General features: G+C 71.6%; 23 protein-coding genes. 11 read left to right on the top strand and 12 right to left on the bottom strand.

The annotated features are described in order from the left end of the window. Positions 1 to 439 precede the first annotated feature (439 nt). Positions 440 to 1,198 carry an enoyl-CoA hydratase/isomerase family protein gene (locus ACH4XV_RS22155; RefSeq protein WP_395792321.1) on the top strand — a complete coding sequence of 253 codons (759 nt, stop codon included), beginning with the start codon at positions 440 to 442 and terminating at the stop codon, positions 1,196 to 1,198. Between the two features lie 60 nt (positions 1,199 to 1,258). Here the strand turns inward: ACH4XV_RS22155 and ACH4XV_RS22150 are convergent, their stop codons facing one another. The 7 genes from ACH4XV_RS22150 to ACH4XV_RS22120 all read right to left on the bottom strand — a co-directional run bounded on the left by ACH4XV_RS22150 (position 1,259) and on the right by ACH4XV_RS22120 (position 8,033). Next, positions 1,259 to 2,512, bottom strand: a complete 1,254-nt coding sequence (locus ACH4XV_RS22150; RefSeq protein WP_395792319.1) for a cytochrome P450 — start codon at positions 2,510 to 2,512, stop codon at positions 1,259 to 1,261. A 254-nt stretch (positions 2,513 to 2,766) separates the two neighbouring features. Then, positions 2,767 to 3,996 (bottom strand): cytochrome P450, encoded by a 1,230-nt coding sequence (locus ACH4XV_RS22145; protein WP_395792934.1) that lies wholly within the window; start codon positions 3,994 to 3,996, stop codon positions 2,767 to 2,769. Positions 3,997 to 4,160: 164 nt separating this feature from the next. Further along, the gene (locus tag ACH4XV_RS22140; protein WP_126637668.1) at positions 4,161 to 4,769 is read right to left on the bottom strand and encodes an ATP/GTP-binding protein; all 609 of its coding nucleotides are present in this window, start codon (positions 4,767 to 4,769) and stop codon (positions 4,161 to 4,163) included. Continuing rightward, positions 4,750 to 5,118 carry a DUF742 domain-containing protein gene (locus tag ACH4XV_RS22135; protein WP_395792317.1) on the bottom strand — a complete coding sequence of 123 codons (369 nt, stop codon included), beginning with the start codon at positions 5,116 to 5,118 and terminating at the stop codon, positions 4,750 to 4,752. Before ACH4XV_RS22135 ends, ACH4XV_RS22140 begins: the two co-directional genes overlap by 20 nt. Then, positions 5,115 to 5,516 (bottom strand): roadblock/LC7 domain-containing protein, encoded by a 402-nt coding sequence (locus ACH4XV_RS22130; protein ID WP_380002450.1) that lies wholly within the window; start codon positions 5,514 to 5,516, stop codon positions 5,115 to 5,117. The genes ACH4XV_RS22135 and ACH4XV_RS22130 overlap by 4 nt, the downstream gene beginning before the upstream one ends. Further along, positions 5,513 to 6,823: an ATP-binding protein gene (locus ACH4XV_RS22125; RefSeq protein WP_395792315.1), complete on the bottom strand. Its 1,311-nt coding sequence runs from the start codon at positions 6,821 to 6,823 to the stop codon at positions 5,513 to 5,515. Before ACH4XV_RS22125 ends, ACH4XV_RS22130 begins: the two co-directional genes overlap by 4 nt. 700 nt (positions 6,824 to 7,523) lie before the next feature. Beyond that, positions 7,524 to 8,033, bottom strand: a complete 510-nt coding sequence (locus ACH4XV_RS22120) for a DUF917 domain-containing protein (RefSeq protein WP_395792313.1) — start codon at positions 8,031 to 8,033, stop codon at positions 7,524 to 7,526. Between ACH4XV_RS22120 and ACH4XV_RS22115 the strand changes: the two genes are divergently transcribed. From ACH4XV_RS22115 to ACH4XV_RS22100, 4 genes are all read left to right on the top strand, one after another. Further along, positions 8,022 to 8,234 (top strand): helix-turn-helix domain-containing protein, encoded by a 213-nt coding sequence (locus ACH4XV_RS22115; RefSeq protein ID WP_395792311.1) that lies wholly within the window; start codon positions 8,022 to 8,024, stop codon positions 8,232 to 8,234. The two genes, ACH4XV_RS22120 and ACH4XV_RS22115, sit on opposite strands and share 12 nt — an antisense overlap. A gap of 202 nt (positions 8,235 to 8,436) precedes the next feature. Continuing rightward, a complete protein-coding gene (locus ACH4XV_RS22110) occupies positions 8,437 to 8,985 on the top strand; it encodes a MarR family winged helix-turn-helix transcriptional regulator (RefSeq protein WP_395792309.1) in 549 nt (182 codons plus the stop codon). Then, entirely contained in the window at positions 8,982 to 9,365 is a 384-nt protein-coding gene (locus tag ACH4XV_RS22105) for a nuclear transport factor 2 family protein (RefSeq protein WP_395792307.1), read from the top strand. The genes ACH4XV_RS22110 and ACH4XV_RS22105 overlap by 4 nt, the downstream gene beginning before the upstream one ends. 67 nt (positions 9,366 to 9,432) lie before the next feature. Further along, complete coding sequence (locus ACH4XV_RS22100) at positions 9,433 to 10,155, top strand: hypothetical protein (protein WP_395792305.1); 723 nt, start codon at positions 9,433 to 9,435, stop codon at positions 10,153 to 10,155. Between the two features lie 54 nt (positions 10,156 to 10,209). Here ACH4XV_RS22100 and helR read toward each other — a convergent pair whose 3' ends face one another. The 4 genes from helR to ACH4XV_RS22080 form a co-directional block, all read right to left on the bottom strand. Further along, positions 10,210 to 12,357, bottom strand: a complete 2,148-nt coding sequence (helR, locus tag ACH4XV_RS22095; RefSeq protein WP_395792303.1) for an RNA polymerase recycling motor ATPase HelR — start codon at positions 12,355 to 12,357, stop codon at positions 10,210 to 10,212. 74 nt (positions 12,358 to 12,431) lie between these two features. Then, a complete protein-coding gene (locus ACH4XV_RS22090; protein ID WP_395792932.1) occupies positions 12,432 to 13,364 on the bottom strand; it encodes a glycosyltransferase in 933 nt (310 codons plus the stop codon). A gap of 190 nt (positions 13,365 to 13,554) precedes the next feature. Further along, positions 13,555 to 14,025, bottom strand: coding sequence for a cupin domain-containing protein (locus ACH4XV_RS22085; RefSeq protein WP_395792301.1), 471 nt, complete (start codon positions 14,023 to 14,025; stop codon positions 13,555 to 13,557). Positions 14,026 to 14,147: 122 nt separating this feature from the next. After that, positions 14,148 to 15,629, bottom strand: coding sequence for an MFS transporter (locus ACH4XV_RS22080; protein ID WP_395792299.1), 1,482 nt, complete (start codon positions 15,627 to 15,629; stop codon positions 14,148 to 14,150). A 162-nt stretch (positions 15,630 to 15,791) separates the two neighbouring features. Here ACH4XV_RS22080 and ACH4XV_RS22075 point away from each other — a divergent pair, with 162 nt between their 5' ends. The 6 genes from ACH4XV_RS22075 (at position 15,792) to ACH4XV_RS22050 (ending at position 24,261) form a co-directional block, all read left to right on the top strand. After that, positions 15,792 to 16,766, top strand: a complete 975-nt coding sequence (locus tag ACH4XV_RS22075; protein WP_395792297.1) for an Lrp/AsnC family transcriptional regulator — start codon at positions 15,792 to 15,794, stop codon at positions 16,764 to 16,766. Positions 16,767 to 16,942: 176 nt separating this feature from the next. Beyond that, positions 16,943 to 17,446, top strand: coding sequence for a hypothetical protein (locus ACH4XV_RS22070; RefSeq protein ID WP_395792930.1), 504 nt, complete (start codon positions 16,943 to 16,945; stop codon positions 17,444 to 17,446). After that, positions 17,416 to 18,837, top strand: coding sequence for a hypothetical protein (locus ACH4XV_RS22065; protein ID WP_395792295.1), 1,422 nt, complete (start codon positions 17,416 to 17,418; stop codon positions 18,835 to 18,837). The genes ACH4XV_RS22070 and ACH4XV_RS22065 overlap by 31 nt, the downstream gene beginning before the upstream one ends. After that, positions 18,834 to 20,288, top strand: a complete 1,455-nt coding sequence (locus ACH4XV_RS22060; protein ID WP_395792293.1) for a VWA domain-containing protein — start codon at positions 18,834 to 18,836, stop codon at positions 20,286 to 20,288. The genes ACH4XV_RS22065 and ACH4XV_RS22060 overlap by 4 nt, the downstream gene beginning before the upstream one ends. Before the next feature lie 11 nt (positions 20,289 to 20,299). After that, positions 20,300 to 21,412 carry an AAA family ATPase gene (locus ACH4XV_RS22055; RefSeq protein WP_126637679.1) on the top strand — a complete coding sequence of 371 codons (1,113 nt, stop codon included), beginning with the start codon at positions 20,300 to 20,302 and terminating at the stop codon, positions 21,410 to 21,412. Then, a complete protein-coding gene (locus ACH4XV_RS22050) occupies positions 21,409 to 24,261 on the top strand; it encodes a DUF5682 family protein (protein ID WP_395792291.1) in 2,853 nt (950 codons plus the stop codon). Before ACH4XV_RS22055 ends, ACH4XV_RS22050 begins: the two co-directional genes overlap by 4 nt. A gap of 94 nt (positions 24,262 to 24,355) precedes the next feature. Here the strand turns inward: ACH4XV_RS22050 and ACH4XV_RS22045 are convergent, their stop codons facing one another. Next, entirely contained in the window at positions 24,356 to 24,814 is a 459-nt protein-coding gene (locus ACH4XV_RS22045) for an SRPBCC family protein (protein ID WP_395792289.1), read from the bottom strand. Positions 24,815 to 24,818 lie beyond the last annotated feature (4 nt).

Below are 24,818 nucleotides of genomic sequence, written 5' to 3'. Positions count from 1 at the left end.
ACAATGCCACAACCCGCCCCGCCGTCATCGCGTACACCCGGGGCCGCCCGCGACGCGCCCCGCACCGGCTCGGATCGGCCCGGTCGTGTTCGGGCCGGGTACCGGATGGTTTCGGCCGGCACGCGGGCGCGGATTCGCTGGTTTCCGAGGTCGTGGGGATCGCCGCGGCGGGGGTGCGCCGGCGTCTCGGCACGACCGCCCGGGACGGTGTGGAAGGGCGATGTGGTAGGCCACGCAACGTATACGGCCGCTCACGGAGGATGTCGCGCCGGTGTGTGGCGTCGGCGCCGGCGGGGTGTGGCGCGGGTACCTCGGAGGGGTGTTCGAATGGCGTGGATTGGGCTCCTCAAGTCGTGATCATCAATGCGACGATCTGGTGATCGACGGGGCTTCCGCCGGCGCGGCGGCGTTTTTCCCACCACCGGAAGGGGTCACGTTCGTGGACTCGCTGGATCTGAAGACGGTGCGCACCAGCCTCGACGGGGCGGTGTTGCGGGTGCGGTTGGCCCGGCCGGAGGCGGGAAACGCGCTGGACGAGCAGATGCTGGATGATCTCCTCGCGGTGCTGGCCGAGTTGCGCTCGCGTTCCGACGTGCGGGTCGTGGTGTTGTCGGGCGAGGGCGATTCGTTCTGCGCGGGTGGTGATCGCGGCGAGATGCTGCGGCTGGCGGCCGACGATCCCGGGGGGCCGGCGCTGCGTCGGCTCGGCGAGAAGGCGCGGGCGGTGTGCGAAGGGTTGGCCGCCGCCGATCCGGTCACCATCGCCCGCGTGCACGGTCGGGTTGTCGGGGCCGGATTGGCCCTGGCGGTCTTCTGCGACCTGCGGGTGGGCGACATCGAGACCCGCTTCCGCATGCCGGAGCTGGCCCTCGGGATGCCGACCGCGTGGGGCGGTGCGATGGCCCGGTTGATCGGTGAGGTCGGCGCCGCCCGGATCCGCGAACTCGTCTTGACCGCGGATATGTTCGACGCCCCCACCGCGCATCGGTTGTCGATCCTGCATCGGGTGGTGCCGGCCGTCGATCTCGACGACGCGGTGAGCCGCTGGGTCAAGCCCGTGGTGCGCCGCCCGGTCGCGGCGCTGCACGCGACGAAGACGCTGATGAACGCATACAGCCGAAGCGACCGGTACGGGGATCTGTCCTTGCTGGACGGGCACTTCCTGTCCGCGTTCCTGGGTGCCGGGGCGGCCCGCTGATCCCCTCCGCCCGGAGGCCGGTCGCATCGGCGCGGCACGACCGGCCTCCGTCGGGGCGGGTCAGCGCACGCTCACCCGCATCGTGGTGATCCGGCGAAACGCCAGGCGGGGCTCCCACGTCGGCGGCTCGGTGACTCGAAGTGCGGGCAACCGGCGCAGTATCGCCTCCAGCAGCAGACTGGCCTCCAGGCGGGCCAGGCCGGCGCCGATGCAGTAGTGGATGCCGCCGCCGAAGGAGATGTGCCGGGCTCGGCGGGTGACGTCGAAGGCGTGTGCGTCCGGGGTCAGGGACGGGTCGTGGTTCGCCGAGGCCAGCATCGTGTGCACCACCTCGCCCCGCGCGATCGGAGTCCCGGCCAGCATCAGGTCCCTACTCGCGTAGCGCGTGGTCACGGCGATCGGCGGGTCGTAGCGGAACACCTCCTCCACGGCGTCGGCGAGGGCCGTCGGGTGGGCGCGCAGCCAGGCCCGCTGTCGCGGATGCCGGTCCAGGGTCCAGACCATCGTGGACAGCAGTGTGGACGTGGTCTCCAGAGATGCGATGACGGTGAACATGGCCAGCGCGTAGACCTGTTCGTCGGCGAGGTCGCGATCCGGCTCCAGCGCGTCCCAGGCGCGCAGCCAGCCCGAGATGACGTCGTCGCCGGGCTCGGCACGGCGGCGTGCGACCAGGGCGGTGAAGTATGCGCGCAGGCCGCGGATGGCCTCGTCGGCGGCCCGGAGTTGGCGTTTGACGGGCAGCAACTCCTGGGCGTACGCCTGTGCGTGGGTGAGGGAGCGGAGCAGGTCGAAGTCCTCGGGAGGTACGCCGAGCCAGTGTCCGACGGTGGCCACCGGCATTTGTTCGCCGACGAGTTCGGCGAAGTCCGCGTCCCCGTCCCCGGCCTGCTCGATCAGGGTGTCGAGCAGCGTGTTCGCCACCCGGCGCACCTTCGGACGCAGCGCCTCCAGGGTGCCTCGGTCGAAGATGGTGTTGACCGATCTGCGAACCCGGGTGTGCTCGGGCGGATTCAGCGCCACCAGCGTCTGTTCGAGTTCGCGCGAGGACGGGGTCGACCAGCGGGAGTCGTCGGGCTGACGGGCGCGCCACGCGTGATCCAGGGCGAGCCAGTCGGGGCTGCGCAACACCTCGTCGCAGGCGCGGTGGCCGGTCACGAGGTACCCGCCCCAGGGCGCGGGCACGACGTCACCCATCTCCCGTAGACCGGCGTAGAGCGGCAGGGGGTCCGCCTGCCCGGCCACCGAGCGCAGGCGGGACAACAGGGCGACGACACTTCTGCTGTCGATGACGGTGGGTGACGCGGAGGGCTGCACGACGGCTCCTTCGAACTCGACACGATGTCAACGGGCGACTCGGTACAGCGTTGATCGATCGGGCGCCCGGAAGAGGGGCGGCCGACGATGAAGGGTGTCTGCGGTTGTCGGTTGGGGCGTTCGGCACGGATGTGTGCCGCTGCCTCGTTCGTGGCGCGCCGAGGTCGGGCCCGGGAGCGGGTCAACGCGTCCCGGGCCGCGACGTCGGCACCGGCGGTGGGTGGTGCCGCCCGCCCGGTGCGGCAGGAGCGGGGCTACTGGCCTCGCCACCAGTTCAGGAACGAGCTCCACACGCCGCCCTTGCGCGCCCCGGATTCCGGGCGTTCGGGCGCGGTGGCGGCGCGGGTGGGCGCCGGATCGGCGGGGGGTGTCGGGCGCGGCGCGATCGGGGTGAAGCGGGCGGGCAGTGCGGTCAGCGCCCGGTTGAACGGCCCGGGTCGCCAGTCCAACTCATCCACCGGAACCGCGAGTTCCAGGTCCGGAAGGCGGTTGAGCAGCTTTTCGATCGCGGCGATGGCGATCAGCCAGGCGGAGTCCTTGGCCGGGCAGGCATGCGGTCCCGCGCTCCAGGCCAGGTGCGAGCGGTTGCTCGGCCGGCGGCCGTTCGCGATCAGCGCGGGGTCGCTGTTGGTGGCGGCGAAGCTGATCACCACCGGGGTGCCGCGCGGCAGGATCACGCCCGACAGGTCCACGTCCCGCACCGGATAGTGCACGGCGTAGTTCGCCATCGGAGGGTCGGTCCACAACACCTCGTCGAGCGCGTCCTCGACGGAGGCGCCGCCGCCGAACAGGCTCGCCGAGAACCGCTCGTCGGACAGGATCAGCCGCAACCCGTTGGCGATGAGGTTGCGTTGCGGTTCGGTGCCCGCGCTCATCAGCATGACGAGTTGATGGATCATCTCCTCGTCGGTGAGCCGGCTCGGGTGGGCCATCAGCCACGAGGTGACATCGGAGCCGGGCTGTTCGCGCTTGAGCGCGACCAGTTCGACGAGGGCGCCGGTCAACATCGTGTTGGCCGCCTCCGCGTCGCCCACGGCGTCGAAGATGCCGGCGATGCCCGCGACCAGGCGGTCGCCCAACTCGGGCGGGCTGCCGAAGAGTTCGCTGAACACCAGCAGTGGCAGCGTTTTGGCGTACTGGTTCAGCAGATCGACGCGGCCGATGCCCGCCCACTGGTCGACGAGGTAGTCGGAGCTGCGTTCGACGAAGCGGCGCAGCTGGTACGGGTCGATCCGGTCCAGGCTGTCGGTGACCGCCTGGCGCAGCCGCAGGTGTTCGGCGCCGTCGGAGAACAGGGCGTTGGGCCGGTACATCATCATCGGCACGACCGGACTGTCGGCGGGGACGGTGCCGTCGGCCAGCGCGAGCCAGCGGCGGGGGTCCTTGGCGAACAGTTCGGGGGAGTGCAGTACGCGCAGCGCGGCGGCGTGGTCGGTGACCAGCATCGCGTCCACCCCGGGCGCCAGTTCCACCGGCGCGGCCACGCCCTGGCGGCGCAGGTGTTCGTACGCGGCGCGCGGGTCGGCGGAGAACGTCTTGTCGTACAGGGGAAGGGCCCCGCCGGCGTGTGCGGGGCAGCCGGGGGGCGGGCCGGCGTGGTCGCCGGGGGAGGGGGCCGATCGATCGAAGGGGCCGGTGTTCCCAGTGTTCACGCGAGTTCCTTGGATGCCCGAAGCTGGAGGTAGCGGACGAGGGCCATCAGGGCCTCGGTCGAGGAGGCGCGGTCGCGGGCGTCGCAGGTGACCAGCGGCGTGTCCGGCAGCAGGTCGAGCGCCGCGCGCAGCTTCTCCAGGGGATGTTCGACGGAGCCGTCGAACCGGTTGACGGCGACGGCGTAGGGCACGTCGTACTCCTCCAACAGGCCGATGACGTCGAAGGATTGGTCGAAGCGCTGAGGGTCGATCAGGACGAGCGCGCCCAGTGCGCCGACGGTCATGTCCTTCCACACCTGGGCGAAGCGCTGTTGCCCGGGGGTGCCGAACAGGTAGAGCACGAGTCGGTCGCTGAGGGTGAGGCGGCCGAAGTCGAGGGCGACCGTGGTGGTGGTCTTGCGTCCCGCGCCCGTCAGATCGTCGACGTGCGCGCCGGCCTGCGTCATGGTCTCCTCGGTGCTGAGGGGACGGATCTCGGACATGGTGCCGACGAAGGTGGTCTTGCCGACGGCGAAGTGCCCCACGATCAGGATCTTCGCCGCGATCTTGACGGAGTCGGCGAGGTACACGTCCGCGGCGGCGCCGTCAGAGACGGGCAAGGCCATCCAGCACCTCCTGCAGGAGTTGGGTCTTGGGGAGTTCGGCGGTGGGGATGGGCCGACGGGTGGCGACCAGGCCGGTGTCCATGAGGTCGGACAGCAGCACCTTGACCACGCCGATGGGCAGGGCCAGGTGTCCGGCGACCTCGGCGACCGACAGGATCCCGCCGCGGCACAGGGCGAGCAGGCGGGTGCTCTCGGGGTCGAGGATGTGCGGCGACTCGTCGCCGGGCAGCGCGATCACCAGGCTGACCAGGTCCAGACCCTCGCGGGTCGGGTGGCCGCGGCCGCGGGTGATGACGTAGGGGCGTACTAAGTCGGCGGCGTCGGATTTCGCCGCGGGGTCGTTGGTCATACCGAATGGTCCGCATTCCGTCGGGGCGGGCTGGTCATTTCCTTTCCTAGTTGGCGCACGAGCTGCTGCATGCGGAACGTGATGATCTCCATGTCCACGTTCTGCGTGGCAGATACGGCCAGATAGGCGCCGGGACCCGCCGCCACCAGGAAAATGAATCCGTTGCCGAACTCCACGAGCGTCTGCCGCCAGGGCGACTCGGAATCGCCGATGAACTCCGCCGTGCTCCGGCTGATCGATTGCAGCCCGGACAGCGCCGCGGCCTGGCGGTCCGCCTCGTCCCGGGAAATCCCGTCGGAATGTGCGCGCAATATTCCGTCCGCGGACAACAGGATGGCGTGCCGGGCCTCCGGGACCTTGAGGGCGTCGTTGAGAATCCAGGCCAGGTCGTTGGTCATCGGCTTTCTTGCCCTTTGTCGTCTGTCTCGGGGACGCGGCCGGAGCGGGTTCCGCGCAGGAACGCGCCCATCAGCCCCGCGGTCTCCGCGTCCGAACGGTCGGGGGTCTCGGTCGGCGCCACCGCCTGGGTGTGCTCGACCGGTCGTGGGGCGCGGCGGCGGCGCTGGGGCAGTTCCCCGTCCAAGGCGGCGGCTCCTGCGGTGGGGGCGGACGCGGGGGCGGGCAGGGCCGCGGCCGGCTCGGCCGCGGCGACCTCGGCACGTGACCCACGGGCCACGCGCCGGGGCGCGGCGGCCGGGGAGGGGTCGGCGTCGACGGCGGTGGTGAGCAGCTCGGAGGGCAACATCACCACCGCGCGCATGCCGCCGTAGGGCGATCGGGTGTCCACCGAGACGGTGAAGCCGTACTGGGCGGCGAGCATGCCGATGACGGGGAAGCCGAACTGCGGCGGGTGTCCCAGCCGCGTGATGCCGACGGGTTCGGTCGCGCCGAGGAAGCGCGCGGCGCTCTGCCGGGCCTCCTCGTGCATACCCACACCCGCGTCGTCGACCATGACACAGACCCCGTTGGGCACGGTCTGGAAGTTGATCTCGACGGTGGTGTGCGGCGGGGAGTAACTGGCGGCGTTGTCCAGGAGTTCGGCCACCGCGAGGGCGACCGGCTCGACCGCGCGGCCGATCACCGCGACGTTGGACTGCATCCGGATCTCCACCCGCAGGTAGTCGCGGATGCGGCCCTTGGCGCCGCGCATGACGTCGTACAGCGGGGCGGCGGCGCGCTGGCGTCCGGTCCAGCCGCCACAGAGCGCGGCGATGACCTGGGCGCGGCGGCCGAATTGCGAGTTCATGTGGTCGATCGCCAGGAGATCCTGGAGCAGTTGCGCGTCGACGTAGTTGTTCTGCATGTCGGAGATCGCGACCTGCTGCTCGCCGGCCAGCGCCTGGAGCGTGCGCATGGCGGCCTTGAGCGCGTTCTTGGCCGAGTGGTCGGCGCGGTCGCGGGCGTCCTCGACGGCGGTGGTGAACATCCCCACGACCGTCTCGATCCCCTGCGCGTAAGGGGTTCCGCGCAACTGCTCGTGGCGCAGGAGCGATCCTTGGATCCGGTCCCCGGTCTCGACCAGGGCCGGCAGCAGCACGCGGACGACGTTGTCGATCTCCTCGTCACGCATGCGCACGTCCTCGGCCAGCAGGCGATTCCTCTCCCTCAGGTCCCTGACGGTTATTCGGCTGCGGGCCACGTAAACGGCCGCGGCACAGGTGCCGGCCACCCCGTACCAGAGTGCGGGGTCCTGTACAAAATTCATTCCCACGGTCCTCGTCGCGCTATCAGGCGGGCAACGGCGCACGCAGCGAGTGGAATCCGGGGTCGACCGGGTGCCCGAGGCACGTCACCGGGTCTGCGTCCCGCGCATCGCGATAAGTGCGACCCGCCCGCTGCACATTTCACTGTCGCCGTTGCTCTCTCGTCGATGGGGCGTAGCGAGTGTAGTGGCGCAGACTTCCCCGTTCCGGGCGCCGACGACACTTCTTCTTTCACCGCGACTGCATGCGGGCGACCATTCCCGGGATGGAGCCATATGTCCGTCATGTCGATGAATGGCAGCCGAATACGACGCGCCGAAGGTTCGGGACACGAATTCCCGGATCGGGCCGGAGGGGCGCAGAAATTGGCCGGAATGCATGGGTCATTCGGGGCATGCCGGCCATTGCGCCCCTCGAATCCCGGACGCGCCGCCGCCGGCGATCCGTCACGATCCGCTCGCGCGACGCACACGGAGGGCCATCCCCGAACCGAGGCCGACAATCTGTTGTGAGGATGTTCACGCATCGTCAGCCTGCCCTCCACAACACTTCGACCGAATCCCCCTCTTTGGGGTGAAGGCCCGGCCGGGACCCAAAGTTTCGGCACGGGAGCCGAGCACGGTCGCATGCCGGATACGACTGCGGGCGCCTCGCCGGTTCTTCGCCGGCGAGGCGCCCGAGACGCCCGGGATACCGCGACCGTCAGCCGGTCAGGGGGTGATGCTCCAGGTCGTACCCGAAGTAGCGCGGCCCGGTAAGCGCCAGACCGGCCGGGCTCAGCCAGCGGGGGTCGCACGGGGCGGCCAGGACGGTGACGCGCAGGCCATAGCGCAACGCCTCGGTGGTGACCGGCTCGCCCGTCTCGGTGTCCAGGACGCAGATCAGGTCGGGGGTGGTGGCGACCACCCGGCCGTCCCTGCGGGTGAGCAGGTGCTCGTTCCGGAAGTCCAGTTCGAGCACCGTGCCCTCGCCCTCCAGACGGGCCCGGCCGCGGGCGAACCCGCCCTCGGTGCGGCGTTCGACGTCGACCACCTTCCCGGTCGACAGGCGTACCCCGCCCAGGAGTTCCAGGGCGGCGGCGACCGGGTCACGGTGTTCGGCGCGGGCCTCGCGAACCGCGCGGCCCAAGTCCTCGGCCAGGGTCAGCGTGGCCGGGACCAGACCGTCGCGGAGTTGGTCCCCGCGGCCCCGGTTCTGGCGTTGGGCCCGCAACGCGCGGTCCCGCTGCTGCGCACCCTCCAGGCATACCTCGACCACCAGGGCTCCCCGGCCCGCGCCGCCGACGAACTGCACCTGCACCGCAACGCGGTCACCAACCGGGTCCGCAAGGTGAGCGAACTGATCGGCGCGGACCTGGAGGACCCACAACAGCGCCTGGCGGTGCAACTGGCCTGCCGGGCGCACCTGATGTAGTCCGGCGCGCGCTGATCAGTGTGCGCCGCAGGCGCAACCCGCGGGCGGGACCGCCTCCGGGGCGGGTGGGGTGTGGTGGACGCGGCGTGTTCCACCTCGTCGATCAGTCGGCCGTCGACCACGCGGGCGCCGGGCGTCGTTGACGCGGGTCGGGCGGATGGAATAGAACTTCATTATGAAGGACGTAAATAAAATCGGGCGGTTGTCGACGGACGTCGACGGGCTGCTCTTCGATCCGCAAGTACGGTCCGCGATGGCGGAGTTCGCCGTGGACGGGGACACCCTGCGGTTGGAGGCGGCGGCCGCCGCGCGGTCCGCGCACAACGCGGTCGAGCGGTTGCGGGCGCACGGCTCGGAAGGGCGCGGGCTCAGTGCGGGAGCGCTGGACGTGCTCGCGAGGTTGGGCGGCGCGGGAGAGGCCGGCGTCAAGCCCGGCGAACTCGCGCGCGCCGCCGGGGTCAGCCCGCGCAACGTCACCGGTCTGCTCGACACGCTCGAACACGACGGGCTCGCCGAACGGGTACCGGACCCGCACGATCGACGCGCGGTGGTGGGCCGCATCACCCCGGCCGGCCGCGCCTGGCTGGACGACTTCCGCGTGCCGACCCAACGCGCCATGTCCGCCGTGTTCCACGGCTTCACCGACACCGAACTGAGCCAACTGCGCCACCTGTGCCTTCGCGTCGTGGAAAACCAACAACGCATCGCCGCCCACCTCGAGGCCGGCGCCGGGAAGGAAACCTCAGGATGACCACGCCCACCGACGCGACCCGCGACACCGTGCGCGCCTACCACCACGCCCGCTTCCGAGGCGACGCGCCCGCCGCCGCCCGCACCCTCGCGGAAACCTTCCGATTCCGCAGCCCGCTGACGACCTCCGACGACGCCGACGGACACCTCGCGGGACTGGACATGTTCGTGTCCATCGTCGAACGGGTGGACCTGATCAGCGAGTTGTACGCGGAGGACCGGGCCACCCTGGTCTACGACGTGCACACCACCATCCCGACGGTCGGCGTCCAACACACCGCCGAACACTTCCGCCTGTCCGACGGCCGCATCACCGACATCCACCTCATCTTCGACGCCGGCCCCTGGCACGCCGTCATGCGCGCCATCCCACAACCCTGAGTGACACCCCGGGTCGGTACAGTCGGGCGTCGCGATCGACACGAGACGACTTGGGACGGAGACGCGGGTGTCCGAGCACGAGATCGAGGACCTGGTCGCGGACTCGATTCGGGTCCTCGACACGCACACCGCGCCCGACGACCCGCGCGTTCGGGACTGGTTCGCGGCGCTGTACGAATTCCAGAACGGATACGACTGCTCGTTCACGCACTTCCGCGTGCTGGACACCCTGCTGCGACGCGGATACACGTACCGATTCCCGCTCGACCGGCATCCGGATCACGCCGAGCGACCGGAACGCCTCGACGCGCTCACCGAGTTCACCGAGTTCACCGCACTGCGTACCTTCGACGAGGACGCCCCCGACTTCGACGGCTACGAGTCGTGGCTCGAAGACGGCTACGTCGAACCGCCGTTCCTCTACTGCGACATCGGCACCACGCTGTGGCGGCGCATGGTCGACGCCGGCGAGCTGCGCGGCCCCGACGCCGTGCCGCCGCGCCGCGTTCGATTGATCGACGTGGTCCGCGAGGTCGCCGTCGCCGCCGAGCGGGAGCAGGATGCCGAACTCGTCGGTATGTGGTACGCGTTCGGCTGCGCCACCCTCGTCGGCGGTCCCGCGGGTTGCCCGTTCGACGTCGACGAACTCGCCGAGATGCCCGCCGTCCAAGACCTGCGCGCCGTGGTCCGCCACACCGGCGCTCTGCCGATCGCCCGACGATCCCCGTACGCGGCGCCCGTCGAATACGCCGACGACGAGGATCTCGAAGCCTGGTGGTGGCGGCTGTAGTTCGGCGCCCGGGCGGGCGTGGGCGGACCCGGCCGGGCCCGCCCACGATGGGTCTCAGTCGCCGGTGAGGATGACGAGGCGGCGGGTCGCCCTCGTCATGGCGACGTAGCGGTCGACCGCGCCCTCGATGCCGCTGCCGAAGGTTTCCGGGTCGATCAGGACGACCAGGTCGAATTCGAGGCCCTTCGACAACTCCGGGGTCAGCGAGTGCACGCGGGGCGTCGAGCGGAACGTGGGATCGCCGATCACGCAGGCGATTCCCTCGTCGTGCGCGGCGAGCCAGTCGTCGAGGATCGTGGTCAACTCCGACGTGGAGCCGTACCCGACCGGGATCCCGCTGCCACGGATGGATGTGGGCACGTTGGCGTCGGGGAGCACGGTCCGGATGACCGGCTCGGCCTCCGTCATGATCTCCTGTGGCGTGCGGTAGTTGATGCTCAGCGACGCCATGGTGATCCGGTCCAGACCGACCCGCTCCAGCCGCTCCCGCCACGACTCGGTGAAGCCGTGCCTGGCCTGGGCACGGTCGCCGACGATGGTGAAGCTGCGGGACGGGCAGCGCAGCAGCAACATCTGCCACTCCGCGTCGGTCAACTCCTGCGCCTCGTCCACGACGATGTGCGCGAACGGACCGGCGAGCAGGTCGGGTTCGAAGCGGGGCCCGCCGGACTCGTCGACCAGGGAGGTGCGCAGGTCCTCGCCGCGCAACATCGTCACCACCCCCTCGCCGTCGTCGTCGGCCGCCACCAGGGCGTCGACGACCTGGGACATGTTCTCGCGTTGGGCCGCGAGGGCGGCCCGCTGCCGACGCATGCGCCGGGACGCCTCGGGGTCGCCGAGCCGCAGCCGCGCCGCGTCCAGGAGCGGCAGGTCCGACACCGTCCAGGCATCGGCCTCCTTGCGCTGCAACCTCCGTACCTCGTCCGCGTCGAGCCACGGGGCGCACATGCGCAGATACGCCGGTACCGTCCACAGGTCGCCGACCACGTCGGTCGCCTCGAGCAGCGGCCAGGCGCGGTTGAAGGCGGCGAGCAGTTCCCGGTTCCGTTGCAGGGACCGGCGCAGCAACTCCGGCGAGGCCTCGTCGTCGTCGTGCTTGTCGACCAGGATCGTGAGCAGTTCCTCCCAGATCCGGTCCCGGGCGTCGTTGTGCGAGATCCCGGGTTCGGCGGCCTCGAACGCCTCGGCCCAGTCGGCGACGGTCAGCCGGATGTCGGACCAGTGCGTAGTGACCGTCATGCCCTTGGTGGGCGGCTCCTCGTAGAACGCCACGGCCTTCTCGATCGCCTGCACGAGCCGCGCCGACGCCTTGAGCGCGGCCACCTCGGGATCCGCCTCGACGGCCGCGCCGGCCCCCTCGGGGAGCAGGTCCCGCAGGGTGCAGGTCTGTACGCCCTCCTCGCCGAGACTGGGCAGGACGTCGGCGACGTAGTTCAGGTAGGGCTGGTGCGGCCCGACGAACAGCACGTTGCCCCGGCGGTGGCCCAGGCGCGGGTCGGCGTAGAGCAGGTAGGCGGAGCGGTGCAGGGCGACGACGGTCTTGCCGGTCCCCGGGCCGCCGTCGACGACGAGGGCGCCGGCGGAACCCGCGCGGATGATCGCGTCCTGGTCGGCCTGGATGGTACCCAGGACGTCGCGCATCCGGGGCGAACGATTGCCGCCCAGGCTTGCGATGAAGGCGGACTGGTCGTCCAGCGCGGCGTGGCCGACGATGCCGTCGGTGGTGAACACCTCGTCCCAGTAGTCGCCGATCCGGCCCCGCGTCCAGCGGTAGCGGCGGCGGCTGGCCAGCCCCATCGGGTTGGCGTGGGTGGCGCCGAAGAAGGGTTCGGCGGCGGGGGTGCGCCAGTCGATCAGCAGTCGGCGGCCCGCGCTGTCGGTCAGGCCCAGCCGTCCGACGTACACGGTCTCGCCGGCCGCGTCGACCATGCGTCCCAGGCACAGGTCCAGGCCGAAGCGGCGCAGCGCGCGCAGGCGCGTGGTCAGTCGGTGGATCTCGATGTCGCGGTCCATCGCCGCCCGCCCCTGACCGCCCGGCGACCTGCGCTCGGTGTCCAGGCGGTCGGACAACTCGGCGATCTGCTCGTCCAGGCAGCTCGCGATGGCCGCGAAGTGCCGCTCGTCGTCGGCGATCAGCGCCGGGTCGGCCTTGGCGGCGAGGCGGTCGGGGAGGTCGAACGCGCTGGTGGTGATGGGGTTCACGGCATCGGCTCCGATCCGGGGTCGCGGGGCGACCGTGGTGCGTGGCGGGTTGTGGCTCGACGGTTGCGCGAGGTTCACGCGGATACCGACGAGCGATCCCGGCCGGGTGCGTCGAGCAGGAGATTCGCGGCCACGGTCGTGCCGTCGGCGCGGATCGCGGCGGCCACGGCGCCGGCCCGCCCGCCGGTCTCGGGGGCGAGCGCGGTCGCGAGCGCGGCGGTCAGGGACTCGACGGTCGGGATCGGGCCGTCGTGCGTCGCGCCGATGCCCGGATCGGCGATCCGGCCCGCCCAGTACGGCTGATCCACCCCCTGCGGCACGATCACCTGCGGCGCGCCCGCCCGGGCGGCGGTGGTCGTGGTGCCCGCGCCACCGTGGTGCACGACCGCGGCCACCCGGCCGAACAGCGCCTGCTGGTTGACCTCGCCGATGCCGAAGCAGTCGTCCCGATCGTCGACCCGGGCCGGCTCGGCCCAACCGTGTCCCAACAGCACACGCCGGCCGTGCGCGCGCACCGACTCGATGGCCACCCGCGCGACATCCCGGGCGGTACGCATCGGCATGCTGCCGAAGCCCACGTAGACCGGCGGCGCGCCGGCGGCCAGGAACGCCTCCAGGTCGGCCGGCAACGCACGCTCGTCCGGCGTGACCCACGCCCGGGTCTGTACGACGTCGAGGTCGGTCGTATCCCACGGGCTCAGGATCGGGTCCGCGGCCGGCCACGGCGTGTCGGTGTAGATGTGGTCCCGGACGTGCTGCACCGGAGGCAGGCCCAACGCTTGCCGGTTGGCGGGGAGCGCCGGGCCGAACAACTCGGCGATCTCCCGGGCGTCGATGTCCCACAGCGCCCGATTGTCGGTCACCTCCGGCGGGAACGGCCGACCCGGCCGGGACAGCGGCGGCCGGTCCGGCGACGGCAGCGTGATCGGCTGGTACGTCGCGTAGACGTAGCGGATGCCCAGCACCTCAGCGCCGAGTTCCCGCAACCGGACGGCGAGTCCCAGCATCGGCTCGACGTCCCCGCGCGACCCGAACGCCGACAACAACACACACACTTCTCGACTCACCCATTTCCGCAGATCCCGGCCGGGGCTTCGGCTCAGGTCGATGATTCTGCGGCACGACGGGGGCCTTGCCGCAAGGCCCCCGACGCGCTATATGTTGGTTATGGCGAGGAGAGGGTTCTCCTCGTCGTTTTCATGTCCGCGGCGTTGTCCGTCGTTTCCCCGTGCCGCGTCGGTCCTCCGCGCCGGCCCCGCCTACGCGCAGGTGTCGGCGGGCCGCCAGTTCCGCCTCGTCGACCGGCGTGAGCATCGAGGTGCCGGCCGCGCCGGTCATCACGACGACGAAGCGACTCCAGGCATCGGGGAGGTTGTTGCCGGCCTGGTAGTGGATCACGTCGCCGCCGGGTTCCCAGAAGGCCTCACCCGCTCGGATGATTCGCTCCGGTTCGCCTTCGAGCTCGAAGATCATCTCGCCTTCGACCATGTATCCGAACACCGGGCCCGAGTGGCGGTGGGCTGGGGTGCCCGGATCACCGGGTGGGAGTTCGATCAGGGCGGTCATCACCTCGACCGCATCCGGCAGGGTCGGGGTGACGTGCGGCAGGAGCATGGTCAGGGACGAGCGGCTGGGCTGCCGGGCTTCGGGCCGGTTGGTTTCCGTCATGGCGTCAGGCTAGGAGCGGACCGGTCCGGTGTACTGGACCGGTTGGCGAGTGGTTCGGTGGACCGGTTGCGGAGGGCGGGGCGGTTCGGGGCGGGGACGCGCCTCGGGGCGGGCGCGGCGCTTCAGTGGCCGGCTCGGTCCCGCCGGCCGCGCGCCGTCATCGCCCACGCGGCCGGCACCGCCGCGACGAGCAGGACGCCGGCCGCGGTCAGCGCGTGTCGGGCGCCGACGGACGCGGACTGTCCGGACGCGTCGCCGGTCAGGTACACGCCGCCCACGATCGCCACGCCGAGGGTGCCGCCGAGTTGTTGCACGGCGTTGAGGAGGCCGGCCGCCGAGCCGGTCTCCTGCGGGGCGAGCCGGCGCAGGGCGGCGGTGAAGAACGGCGGGGTGAACAGGCCCACGCCGAGCCCGGCCACAGCCAGGGCGAACGGCAGGCCGCGCGGATAGTCGCCGGCGGGCGCCGCCCGATAGGCGAGGACCGCGGCGACCAGGCCGACGGCAAGGGTGGCGATGCCGGCGTGCAGGACGCGGATGCCGTAGCGGGGGACCAGGATGCCGCCGGCCGCCCAGGAGGCGACGGCCAGGCCGGCGGACCACGGCAGGAGGGTGAGGCCGGCGGTGAGCGGACCGCGGTCCAGGCCCAGTTCCAGGTGCAGCACCACGGTGATCATCACCCCGTTCACGACCGCGAAGAACAGCGTGGACGTGGCCAGCGCGGCGGGGAACGCACGGCCGCGCAGCAGCGACGGTTCGACGAGCGGGGTACGACCGGCGGCGGCCGTGCGGCGCTGGTGGACGACGAACCCGGCCAGCACGAACGCGCCGAGCGCGGCGGCGGCCCAGGCGCCGGCACTCGGCGCACCGGTGCCGCCGGCGAGTGGGCAGACCAGCAGCGCGGTGCCGGCCGTGGCCAGTGCGGTGCCGATCGGGTCGAGGCGGGGGCGCACGGGCGCGCGGTCCTCGCGCAGGCGCGGGGCGATCAGCAGTACGGCCGCCGCGAGCGGCAGGTTGACCACGAACACCGCACGCCACGAGGTGCCGAACAGGTCGGCGTGGGTGAGCAGGCCGCCCGCCACCGGCCCGAGTACCGCGGAAAGACCCATCACCGGGCCGATCGTGGCCAGCGCCCGGGGGAGTTCGTCGCCCTCGAACATGGCGCGGATCAGCCCGAACGTCTGCGGGACGATCAGCGCGGCGGCCACGCCCTGCGCCGCGCGCATGCCGATGAGCACGCCCACGTTCGGGGCGAGCGCGCAGGCGAGGGAGGTGGCGGCGAACGCGGTGACGCCGACGCGGAAGACGCGACGCCGGCCGGCGATGTCGCCGAGGCGGGCGGCGGTGAGCAGGCCCAGGGCGAAGGTGAGCGTATAGGCCGCGCTGTACCAGGGGATCGCGGCGGCGGGCCCGCCGAGGTCGGCGTGGATGACGGGGCCCGCGACCTGGACGATCGTGGCGTCGAGGAGGTTCATCGCCTCGGCGACGAGCAGCGCGATCAGGGCGGTCCAACGCCACGGATAGGCGCCGAGGGTCGGCCGGTCGGGCGCGGCCGGGGCGGTCGCGATGGAGGGGTCGCCGCCGGGGGCGGTCGGGTGCTCGGACATGGGTTCCCCGTGGGTGGTGTGATGTCGGGATGCGCGGGCCGCCGGATCGTCGTCGTCCGGTGCTCGATGCGAACACCACCCTCGCTCGGCTCCGGCCTGGGGTTCCATTACTGGGCAGCGAAACGATGATTTCATCCATGTTGATCGGCTACTTTGAGGATTATGCTCGAACCGGACGACCTCGATCGTGGTCTGATCCACGCCCTCCACACGGACGCACGCGCGCCGTTCACCCTTATCGCCGACGTCCTGGGCACGTCGACGCAGACCGTGGCCCGCCGCTACCGTCGCCTGCACGCCGAGGCCGGCCTGCGCGTGGTCGCCCTGCCGAGCCCACGCAGCACCCGCGCGCACCAGTGGTTCGTACGGTTGACCGCAGCCACCCGCACCGCCCACGACATCGCGGTCGCGCTGGCCCGCCGTGCCGACACCTCGTGGGTGCGGCTGACCTCCGGCGGTACCGAGATCGTCGCGATCATCCACACCCCGCCCGGCGGTCCCGACGCCCATTCCCTCCTGTTGCGCGACATTCCGCGCACCGCCGGCATCACCGCCGTCTCGGCGCACTACCTGCTGCACACCTACCTGGGCGGGCCCACCCCGTGGCGCGGCCGGCTCGGCGCGCTCACCCCCGAGCAGGAGGCCCGGCTGCGCGGCCGCGACATCCCGGCCGACCCGACGCACGGCGAGCCGTACCCGCTCACCGACGCCGACCTGCGCCTGCTGGCCGCATTGCGCGAGGACGGCCGGGCCGGCTACGCGGAACTGGCCGCCGCGACCGGCTCCACACCCGCCACCGTCACCCGTCGGCTGACCGAACTACGGGCCCGCGGCGCGGTGTTCTTCGACATCGACCTCGAACCGGCCGTACTCGGCGCCACCGTGTCCGCGCTGTTGTGGATGCAGGTCGCCCCCAGCCGCCTCGACGAGGTCGCCCACACGTTGGCGGGCCACCACGAACTCGCCGTCGTGGCCGCCACCACCGGCCCCACCAACCTGGTCGCACACGCCCTGTGTCACGACGCGGAGGACCTGCACCGATACCTGATCCACCGGCTCGCCCTGGACGCCATCACCCGGATCGAGACCGCACCGGTCCTGCGTACCTACAAAGCCGCCGCCACACTGCGCGCCTGACCCGATGACCCGCCGCTCATCCCCTCATCCCCTCCCGTCCCCTCTCACCCCCTCTCGCCGATCGGGATCCGGACCGCCCGCGTGCGTGTCGGTGACCGTCAGTAGGTTCGTATCCGTAGCCGCCGATCGTTTCCGACTCGGCGTGGAATCCCCCTCGGTGCAAAGGAGATGGTGTGTTGTCGGCATGGGAGGAGTCGAGCGTGGCGCGGGTGCTGCCACCCGCTCGGCCGCGCAAACTCGCCAAGGTGCCGTTCGTCGAACTGGCCGACGGGCGCCTGCAGGGTGTGGTCTCCAGCGGTTCGGACATCGGGCGGGTCTATGTGTCCTCGGTCGCCGCCGGGGACTTCGCGTTCACGTGCAGTACCAACAACAACCGCCCCTGCGGCGGCGCGCACGGGTCGTTCTGCAAGCACATCGAAGCCCTGATCGGCGAGGCCGTGTTGCAATACGGCGCCGAGCGTGTCGCCCGCTACCTGCGGGTCGAACTCGCGAACGGGCAATCCGACGCGTGGCACATCACCCGGACCATGGCCGCGACCCGCCCGCCGCAGGGGGACAAGACGGCCGCCGCACCCGTGTTCAGCAGGTTCCTGCGCCACCTGGGCTACCTCGAACTCGTCCCCACCACCGCGCCGCTGCCGGAGATGCAGTGGTTCCCCCCGACGAGGGCGGTGGCCTGATGCGCGCCGACCTGCTCGTCGAACCCGTCGCCGGGCTCGACGAAGTCCTGGCCGTGGTGGACGCCTTCGACCGCACCCTCGTCGGCGGCCTGCTGCGCCCCCACCCCACCCAGGCCGGTGCCCTTTCCGAACTGGCCGCCGCCGTCGCCGGCACACCCCTGGCCGGCCGCGTCGCGGAGGCGGCCGAGAAGGCGGCGGCCGGCACCGCGAGCGAGGACCACCTCGTCGCGCTCGCCGCCGCCCGCACCGCACTCCTGGGCGCCGCCCACGACGCGCTCGCGGCCCGTGCCGAGGAGGCGACCGGGCGCGGCCTCGGCGAGGACGCGCAAGCGGTCCCTGTGGGGGAGGGGGAGCCGGTGCCGAACCTGCTCGTCGCCGCCCGCACCTGGCTCGCCGACCTGGCCCGCGCCGGCTGGCAGGGCATCGACCACGACCTGATCGCCGACTGCGCGCCGGTCGTCTTCGCGATGTTGCCCGACCCGACGCTGCGTCGCCTGGCCACGCTGCTGGACGGGTTCTCCGCCGAACTGGCCGCGTCCTGCCCGGGGGCGACCCTGGAGCGCATTCCGCTGCGCCGCTGGGCCGACCTGTGGTCGCGCGCCCTGCTGTCGACCCAGGCGCCGGTCGATGCCGGACCGGCGATCGGCACGGCCACCGGGCGCCTGTTGCCGCTGGGCGTCGACGTCCAGGAGCACCCGACCGCCGCACAGGCCCAGGTACACGCCGTCTTCGAGCCCGCCGACGGGGGCCCGTCGCGCCTGGTCCGGGCGAGCGTGTCGGTGCCCAAGCCGGACACGGTCGTCGGCGTCGGCGTCTGGCAACTCCTGCGCCCCCACCTGTCGTTGCTCACCGCCGCCGGCGAGGGCCGGGCGATGGACCTGACCGACATGCCGATCACCACCGAGGGCGACCTGATCTGGGACGACGCACACGCGCGCACCGGCGAACCGGCCGACGCCTTCGCCACCGCCCGGGTCGCGCTGCCCACCGCCGTCGCGGCACCGACCGCGCCGCTCGACCGGCACCCGACGCGGATCTCGATCCCGGTGTTCCTGGAGGGGTACGCCGTCGCCGAGGAGGGAGCACCGGCGTTGGTCCTCGCCGGACACCCCATCCCCCTCGACGTGGACCGGATACCGGCCGCCAGCCCGCTCACGCCCGAGGCGGTCGCGACCTCCACCGCGTGCATCGGCCTGCTGCGCTGGGACGCTGGGGCGTTCCGGATCCAGCCGCTCGCCGTCGAGACCACCGTCAAGAAGAAGACCGTCGCGCTGCACGCCGGCGCCTGGGCCGGCGGCACCACCGACAAGCTCGGCGTCAAGGCCGAGAAGGCCGCCACCGAAGCCGTCGCCGCACTGCGCGAGCGGGCCGGAAAGCTGCTGCGGAAATGACCGATCCCACAGCCGACGACACCGAACCCACCACCGAAGGCACCGAACCGGCCGAGATCACCGGGTCGTCGGCCGACGACCCGAACGAGAACCGCCGCCAAGTGCTGTATTGGCGACTGCTCGCCCGACTCTTCGACCCCGAGGAGCAGGCCGCGCTGGAATCGGCATCCATGGCCGTCGTCGAGGACATCGGTCTGCCCGCCGAACTGCTCGACCCGCGCGCCTCGGTCGACTCCATCGTGCAGCGACACCCGGACCTGGCCGCCGAGTTCGACGGCCTGATGGTGCCCGAGGCGGACGAGGACGGCCGCGATCGGGCCGCCGAGGTGCGCCGCGCGGCGATGGTGTCCAAGGTGCTGCTCAACGTACTCGCCACCGGCTCCGGCACGGTCAGCGCCGGGCAGTTGGCCGGCTGGCAGTCCGACGCCGGCTGGCTGGAGCGGGCCCTGGGCTGCAAGCCGGGCCAGTTGCGGGGCGGACGCGGCGGCGGAGGCGCCGGCACGGGCGTCTCCCCGACCGGCACCGGCGGCGCCGGCACGCCCGACCTCGGCACCCTGATCCCCGAGATCGGCCCCGAACTCGCCGCCATCGAGGCCGATCTGGTCAAGCGTATGCAGTTGCGCGAAGTGCTCGCCGACCCGGCGCTCGCCGCCCGGCTGACCCCCAGCATGTCGCTGATCGAGCAACTGCTCCGGGACAAGGACAACCTCTCCGGCGTCGCGCTGGCCAACGCCAAGGCGTTGATCCGCCGTTTCGTCGACGAGGTCGCCGAAGTCCTGCGCACCCAGGTGGCCAAGGCATCCGTCGGCACCCTGGACCGGTCGATCCCGCCCAAGCGGGTGTACCGCAACCTGGACCTCGACCGCACCATCTGGAAGAACCTCACCAACTGGAGCCCGGAGGAGGAACGGCTCTACGTCGACCGCCTCTTCTACCGCCACACCGTCCGCAAGACCACACCCTCGCGGCTGATCGTGGTCGTCGACCAATCCGGCTCGATGGTCGACTCGATGGTGAACTGCACCATCCTCGCCTCCATCTTCGCCGGACTGCCGAAGGTGGACGTGCACCTGATCGCCTACGACACCCAGGCGCTCGACCTCACCCCGTGGGTGCACGACCCCTTCGAGACGCTGCTGCGCACCAACCTCGGCGGCGGCACCGACGGCACGGTCGCGATGGCGCTGGCCCAACCCAAGATCGCCGAACCGCGCAACACCGTCGTGGTGTGGATCTCCGACTTCTACGAATGGCACACCGACCCCCTCTTCGAGAGCATGGCCGCCATTCATCGTTCTGGGGCCAAGTTCATTCCCGTGGGCTCGGTGACCAGCTCCGGCCGGGCCAGTGTCAACCCCTGGTTCCGGGAGCGGTTCAAGGACCTCGGTACGCCGGTGCTCTCCGGCCACATCCGTGGGCTCGTGCACGAACTCAAGACGTTCCTCGGTTAGAAAGGCCTCTCATGTCCGACCTGTTGCGCGCCCCCGCCGAACTCAAGTACGCCGAGGAACTGGACTGGCTGGAGTCGATCGACACCGGCCCCAAGCCCTTCACCTGGCGGCTGTCCCCGAAGATGATCCGCCTGTTCGTGCTCGGCTCCGAGCGCTCCGACGGCCTCGACCGCGAGATCGCGCAGAAGTGGTTCGGCGACCGCAGCATCGTCGAGCGCGCCATCGTCACCCTCGCCTCGGACCGCGGCCTGCTGCTGATCGGCGACCCCGGCACCGGCAAGAGCTGGCTGGCCGAACTCCTCGCCGCCGCGATTTGCCGCGACTCCACCCTGGTCGTCCAGGGCACCGCCGGCACCACCGAGGACCACATCAAATATTCGTGGAACGTGTCCATGGTGATCGCCAAGGGCCAGTCCCGCGAATCGATGATCCCCTCGCCGATCATGACCGCGATGGAGGCCGGCGCCATCGGCCGCTTCGAGGAACTGACCCGCTCCACCAGCGACGTCCAGGACGCGCTCATTTCCATCCTGTCCGAGAAGTACGTCTCGGTGCCCGAACTCGACGACGACGCCATCGTCTTCGCCAAGCCGGGCTTTTCGATCATCGCCACCGCCAACAGCCGCGACCGGGGTGTCAACGACCTGTCCTCCGCGCTCAAGCGCCGCTTCAACTTCGTCCGCATACCGGTGGTGACGAACAAGAAGAGCGAAGCGGAGATCGTCCGCTTCCGCACCGAGGAACTGCTGCGCCGGCACGAGATCGAACTGGAGGTGCCGCCGAACCTGCTGGACGTGCTCCTGCAGAGCTTCGCCGACCTGCGCGCCGCCGCTGCCGCAGCCCGCAGCGACGACGAGAAACTGGAGTCGTCGCTGTCCACCGCCGAGCAGATCGGCGTGCTCGAAGACGCCATCCTGCACAGCAACTTCTTCGGCGAACGGGCGCTCACCGCACACACCCTCGCCGCCTCGCTGGTCGGCTCGCTGGCCCGCCGCGAGCCGGAGGACCTGGCCATCATCAACAAGTACCTGCACGGCGTGGTCGAGCCGCGCGGCAAGGAGGAGGGCGGCGCGTGGCCGGAGTTCCTGGAGGGCGGTCGCTCGGCGATCGCGGGCCTGTCGTGAGCGGCCCGCCCGAGGGCGCCTTCGACGCCCTGCGCAGCCAACTCCGGGAAGCCGCGGCCACGTTCGCCGACGGACCCGACTCCCTCGGCGAGATCCTGCTCGGCATCGTCGACGACGTCGACCGGGCCGTGCGCGAACCCCTGGAGATCTTCCCCGTCTGCCACCACTCGCCCGCCTCCGCCACCGCCATGGCCCGTCGGCTGCGGGAGAAGCAGCCGAAGGTGGTCTACCTGGAACTGTGCGAGGACATGGCGCCGTTGCTCACCGAACTGCGCAACTGCACGCTGCCGGTGGCCGTCCAGGCCTTCGCCAGCGAGATCGACGGGTTCCCGCTCGACTGGGCGCCGCTGTCCGTGGTCGCGCCGATCACCGAGGCGTCGGCCGAATACCAGGCGATCGCCTACACGTTGGACACCCCCGGTACCGAACTGGTCCTGGTCGACCGCTCCTCGGACCACGTGTTCCAGTGGGAGCCGCGCGGCGGCGAAGGGACCGCGCCCGCCGTGCCCGCCGACCCGGACGCGCCGCCGGCCGAGGAGGAGAGCGCGCTGCACGGCGACTCCGTCGGCCTGGAGATCGGCGACCTGCGCCCGCGCTTCGCCGAACTGGAGGAACACCTGCTGCGCCAGGGCCGGGTCCGGCACTGGTCGGAGTGGTGGCACCAGTACGTCGAACTGCCGCTCGGCGACTGCGACCACGACACCTACCGGCAGGTCATGCTGTTGATCGGCAGTCTGTTCCGCCGGCTGGCCCCGGGCGACGAGCGCCGGGTACGGGTGGACGAGGACCGCGAGCGCTACATGTGGACCCGGATGCGCGAGCACCTGGCCGGGAGCGGCACCGACCCCGCCGACTGCCTCTACGTCTGCGGCGCGTTCCACGCGGCCTCCCGGGTCGAGGAGTTCGGCGTGCACGGCGCCGACACCTTCGAGATCACCCCGCGTACCGCCACCACCTGGCAGCACGGGCTGATCCCCTCCAGTCACGCCGCGATCGAGGCGCAGTTCGGCCTCGCGGCCGGCTCGGTGACGATCGCCGCCTCGGTGTGGGCGAAGAACCTCACCCGCAGCGGGGTGAAACCCTTCCGGCTCACCGGGCAGGCGGGGGCGAAGAAGAAGAGCACGAAGCCCGCGAAACGCGCGGCGGCGGCGGTCGCCGTGGTCGGCGGCGCGCGGGGCTCGTCCGCGTCGCCCGACTCGTCCGCCCTGTCGGCCGACAAGCTGTCCGGGTTCCTGCGTCGTGCGCCGGTCCTGGACCGGCTGGACGAGGAGGAACTGCTCGGCTGGTCCGTGGACATCGTGCGCGCCGCGCGCCGCAACGGCTACCTGGCCTCGACCGCCGACGCGATCGCCGTGTTCGAGACGTCGATCCTGCTGGCTGGGCTGCGCGACCGGGCCAAGCCCACGCCGTACGACTTCCAGGACGCGGCGGTCACCTGTATCGAGAAGGACCGGGTGCCCGGCCGGCGCGACGTGCGCCGGCTCGTCGAGATCATGATGGGCGGCGACCGGATCGGCCGGGTCGGCTACGACGCGCTGCCGCCGCTGGCCCGCGACGTGCACGACCGGCTCGCGCCCCTGGGCCTGAGACTGGAACAGCGCGGGGTGCGGAGGGCGTTGCTCGACATCGCCGGGCAACCCGAACTGGAGCGCTGCTCCGATGTGTTGTGGATGTTGCGCTACCTGATGCCGCAGGGCGCGGCCCGTCCGATCATGGGCGAGCGGCGGCTCGGCGAACGCTCCATCCAGGAGTCGTGGGACCTGGCACTGGGCACCCACCAGCGGGCGCTGATCGAACTCGGCTACGAGGGCGTCAGCATCGAACAGGTCCTGGAGCAACGGCTGCGGCGCGCGGCGTACGGACCGAACGCGACGACCGCGAACGTATTGGGGGCGGTCGAGGACGCCACGCTGTACCTGCGCAGCCGCCGACTCGCCGACGAACTGGGCACGCGGGCACTGGAGGTGCTGGCCACCGAGCGCAGCGTCGACGGCGCGCCGGAGGTGCTGCGCCGGGTGCGCCGGTTGCTGGCGTACTACCGGACCAGCGAATCGGTGCTGCCGTCGTGGATCGAGTCGTTCGTCAAGACCGGATACGCGCACTACTGCACGCTGTTGCCGACGGCGTTCGCCGACGAGGACGCGACGGTGCGGCAGGTCGCCGCGACGCTGGGCTTCTTGTTCGGGATGGAGAGCCTGGCGCTGTCCCTGGGCTGCGACCGGACCCAGCTGGAGCTGGCGGTCGCCCAGTCCCACCCGGAGGAGCCGTCGAAGGTGGCGCTGCTGTGGGCGGGGCAGGTGCACATCGGCGGGCTGTCCAGGGCGGAACTGCGTTCGCGGTGTGACGAGTTGCTCGGCAATCCGCTGGTGCTGCCGGCCTACCCGCGCTACCTGAGCGGGTTGGTGTACGCGTTGGAGCCGGTGCCGGCGCTGACCGACTTCGTCGTGGAGGCGGTGTCCAACGCCTTCGCCCGCCTGCCGGACTCGGTGTTGTTGCCGTGGTTGCCGACCCTGATCGGCACGTTGCGCGCCGGCGGCGCCGAGTTCGCGCCGCTGCTGATTCGTGAGGCCGGACGGATCTTCCCGGGTCGACTCGCCGCGCTGGACGAGTGGGTGCCGCCGTGGCGGGCCCAACCGGCCCCGCCGGCGTTGTCGGTGTCCCGGGCCTCGGGTGGGGCACGTGGCCCGGTCCTCCTCGCCGCGCATCCGCACACGTGTGACGCGGTGGCGCGATTGCTGGGGTGCGAGGGCACGTGGGAAACGGGCGCGGGCGACGGGCCGGCGGGCGCGGCCCTGCTCGGCCGGTATCCGGCGACGGCGGAGGCGGTCGAGGCGCTGTTGGCCGGCTGAGCGCACGGTCGGACAGGGCCCGAGGGCATGGCACGCCCCGACCACGGCCGGGTGGGGACGGTTCGACGCCGTCCCCACCCGGCCGTGTGCGGTTTCAGGAACCCCTGCCGGGCCGGTCCTCGGCGCCGGCGGCGTAGCCGGCCAGGCCGTCGGCCATCCGTTGCATGAAGCGGGTCAGATACCACCGCCAGAACGGGCCCGAGAGCGGCAACTTCGGTTCGAAGATCGCCGACCAGGTGATGTCGGTGCCGCCCGAGGGCGCCGGGGTGAGGTCGACGGTGCCGCGAAAGGACCGGAACGGGCCGCCCTCGTTCGTGTAGCGGAAGTGCCGGTCGGCGACCAGCTCGACGATGCGTTCCCGGGCGGCCCCCCGGCCGGTCCGGAAGACCCGGACGTCGCCGACCTGCTGCGGGGCCTCGGGATCGCCGTCGCCCTCGACGTCGGCGGAATCGATCTGCGACCACTTTGGCCAGGTGGCGGCCCGGAGGAGGACCGCGAAGACCGCGTCGGGGCTCGCGGGGGAATGGGAGGTCACGCTGTAGGAGTAAGGCACGTCG

It is taken from the genome of Embleya sp. NPDC020630 (assembly GCF_044334985.1).
Taxonomy (GTDB): Bacteria; Actinomycetota; Actinomycetes; order Streptomycetales; family Streptomycetaceae; genus Embleya.
This window is presented reverse-complemented; position numbering and strand designations above follow the sequence as displayed.

Coding starts and splice junctions, on each gene's coding strand:
- ACH4XV_RS22060 (WP_395792293.1), top strand. CDS start 18,834: ATGACCGATCCCACAGCCGACGACACCGAACCCACCACCGAAGGCACC.
- ACH4XV_RS22135 (WP_395792317.1), bottom strand. CDS start 5,118: ATGACCAACGACCCCGCGGCGAAATCCGACGCCGCCGACTTAGTACGC.
- ACH4XV_RS22080 (WP_395792299.1), bottom strand. CDS start 15,629: ATGTCCGAGCACCCGACCGCCCCCGGCGGCGACCCCTCCATCGCGACC.
- ACH4XV_RS22090 (WP_395792932.1), bottom strand. CDS start 13,364: ATGCTGGGACTCGCCGTCCGGTTGCGGGAACTCGGCGCTGAGGTGCTG.
- ACH4XV_RS22075 (WP_395792297.1), top strand. CDS start 15,792: ATGCTCGAACCGGACGACCTCGATCGTGGTCTGATCCACGCCCTCCAC.
- ACH4XV_RS22130 (WP_380002450.1), bottom strand. CDS start 5,516: ATGACCAACGACCTGGCCTGGATTCTCAACGACGCCCTCAAGGTCCCG.
- ACH4XV_RS22105 (WP_395792307.1), top strand. CDS start 8,982: ATGACCACGCCCACCGACGCGACCCGCGACACCGTGCGCGCCTACCAC.
- ACH4XV_RS22085 (WP_395792301.1), bottom strand. CDS start 14,025: ATGACGGAAACCAACCGGCCCGAAGCCCGGCAGCCCAGCCGCTCGTCC.
- ACH4XV_RS22055 (WP_126637679.1), top strand. CDS start 20,300: ATGTCCGACCTGTTGCGCGCCCCCGCCGAACTCAAGTACGCCGAGGAA.
- ACH4XV_RS22140 (WP_126637668.1), bottom strand. CDS start 4,769: ATGGCCTTGCCCGTCTCTGACGGCGCCGCCGCGGACGTGTACCTCGCC.
- ACH4XV_RS22125 (WP_395792315.1), bottom strand. CDS start 6,823: ATGAATTTTGTACAGGACCCCGCACTCTGGTACGGGGTGGCCGGCACC.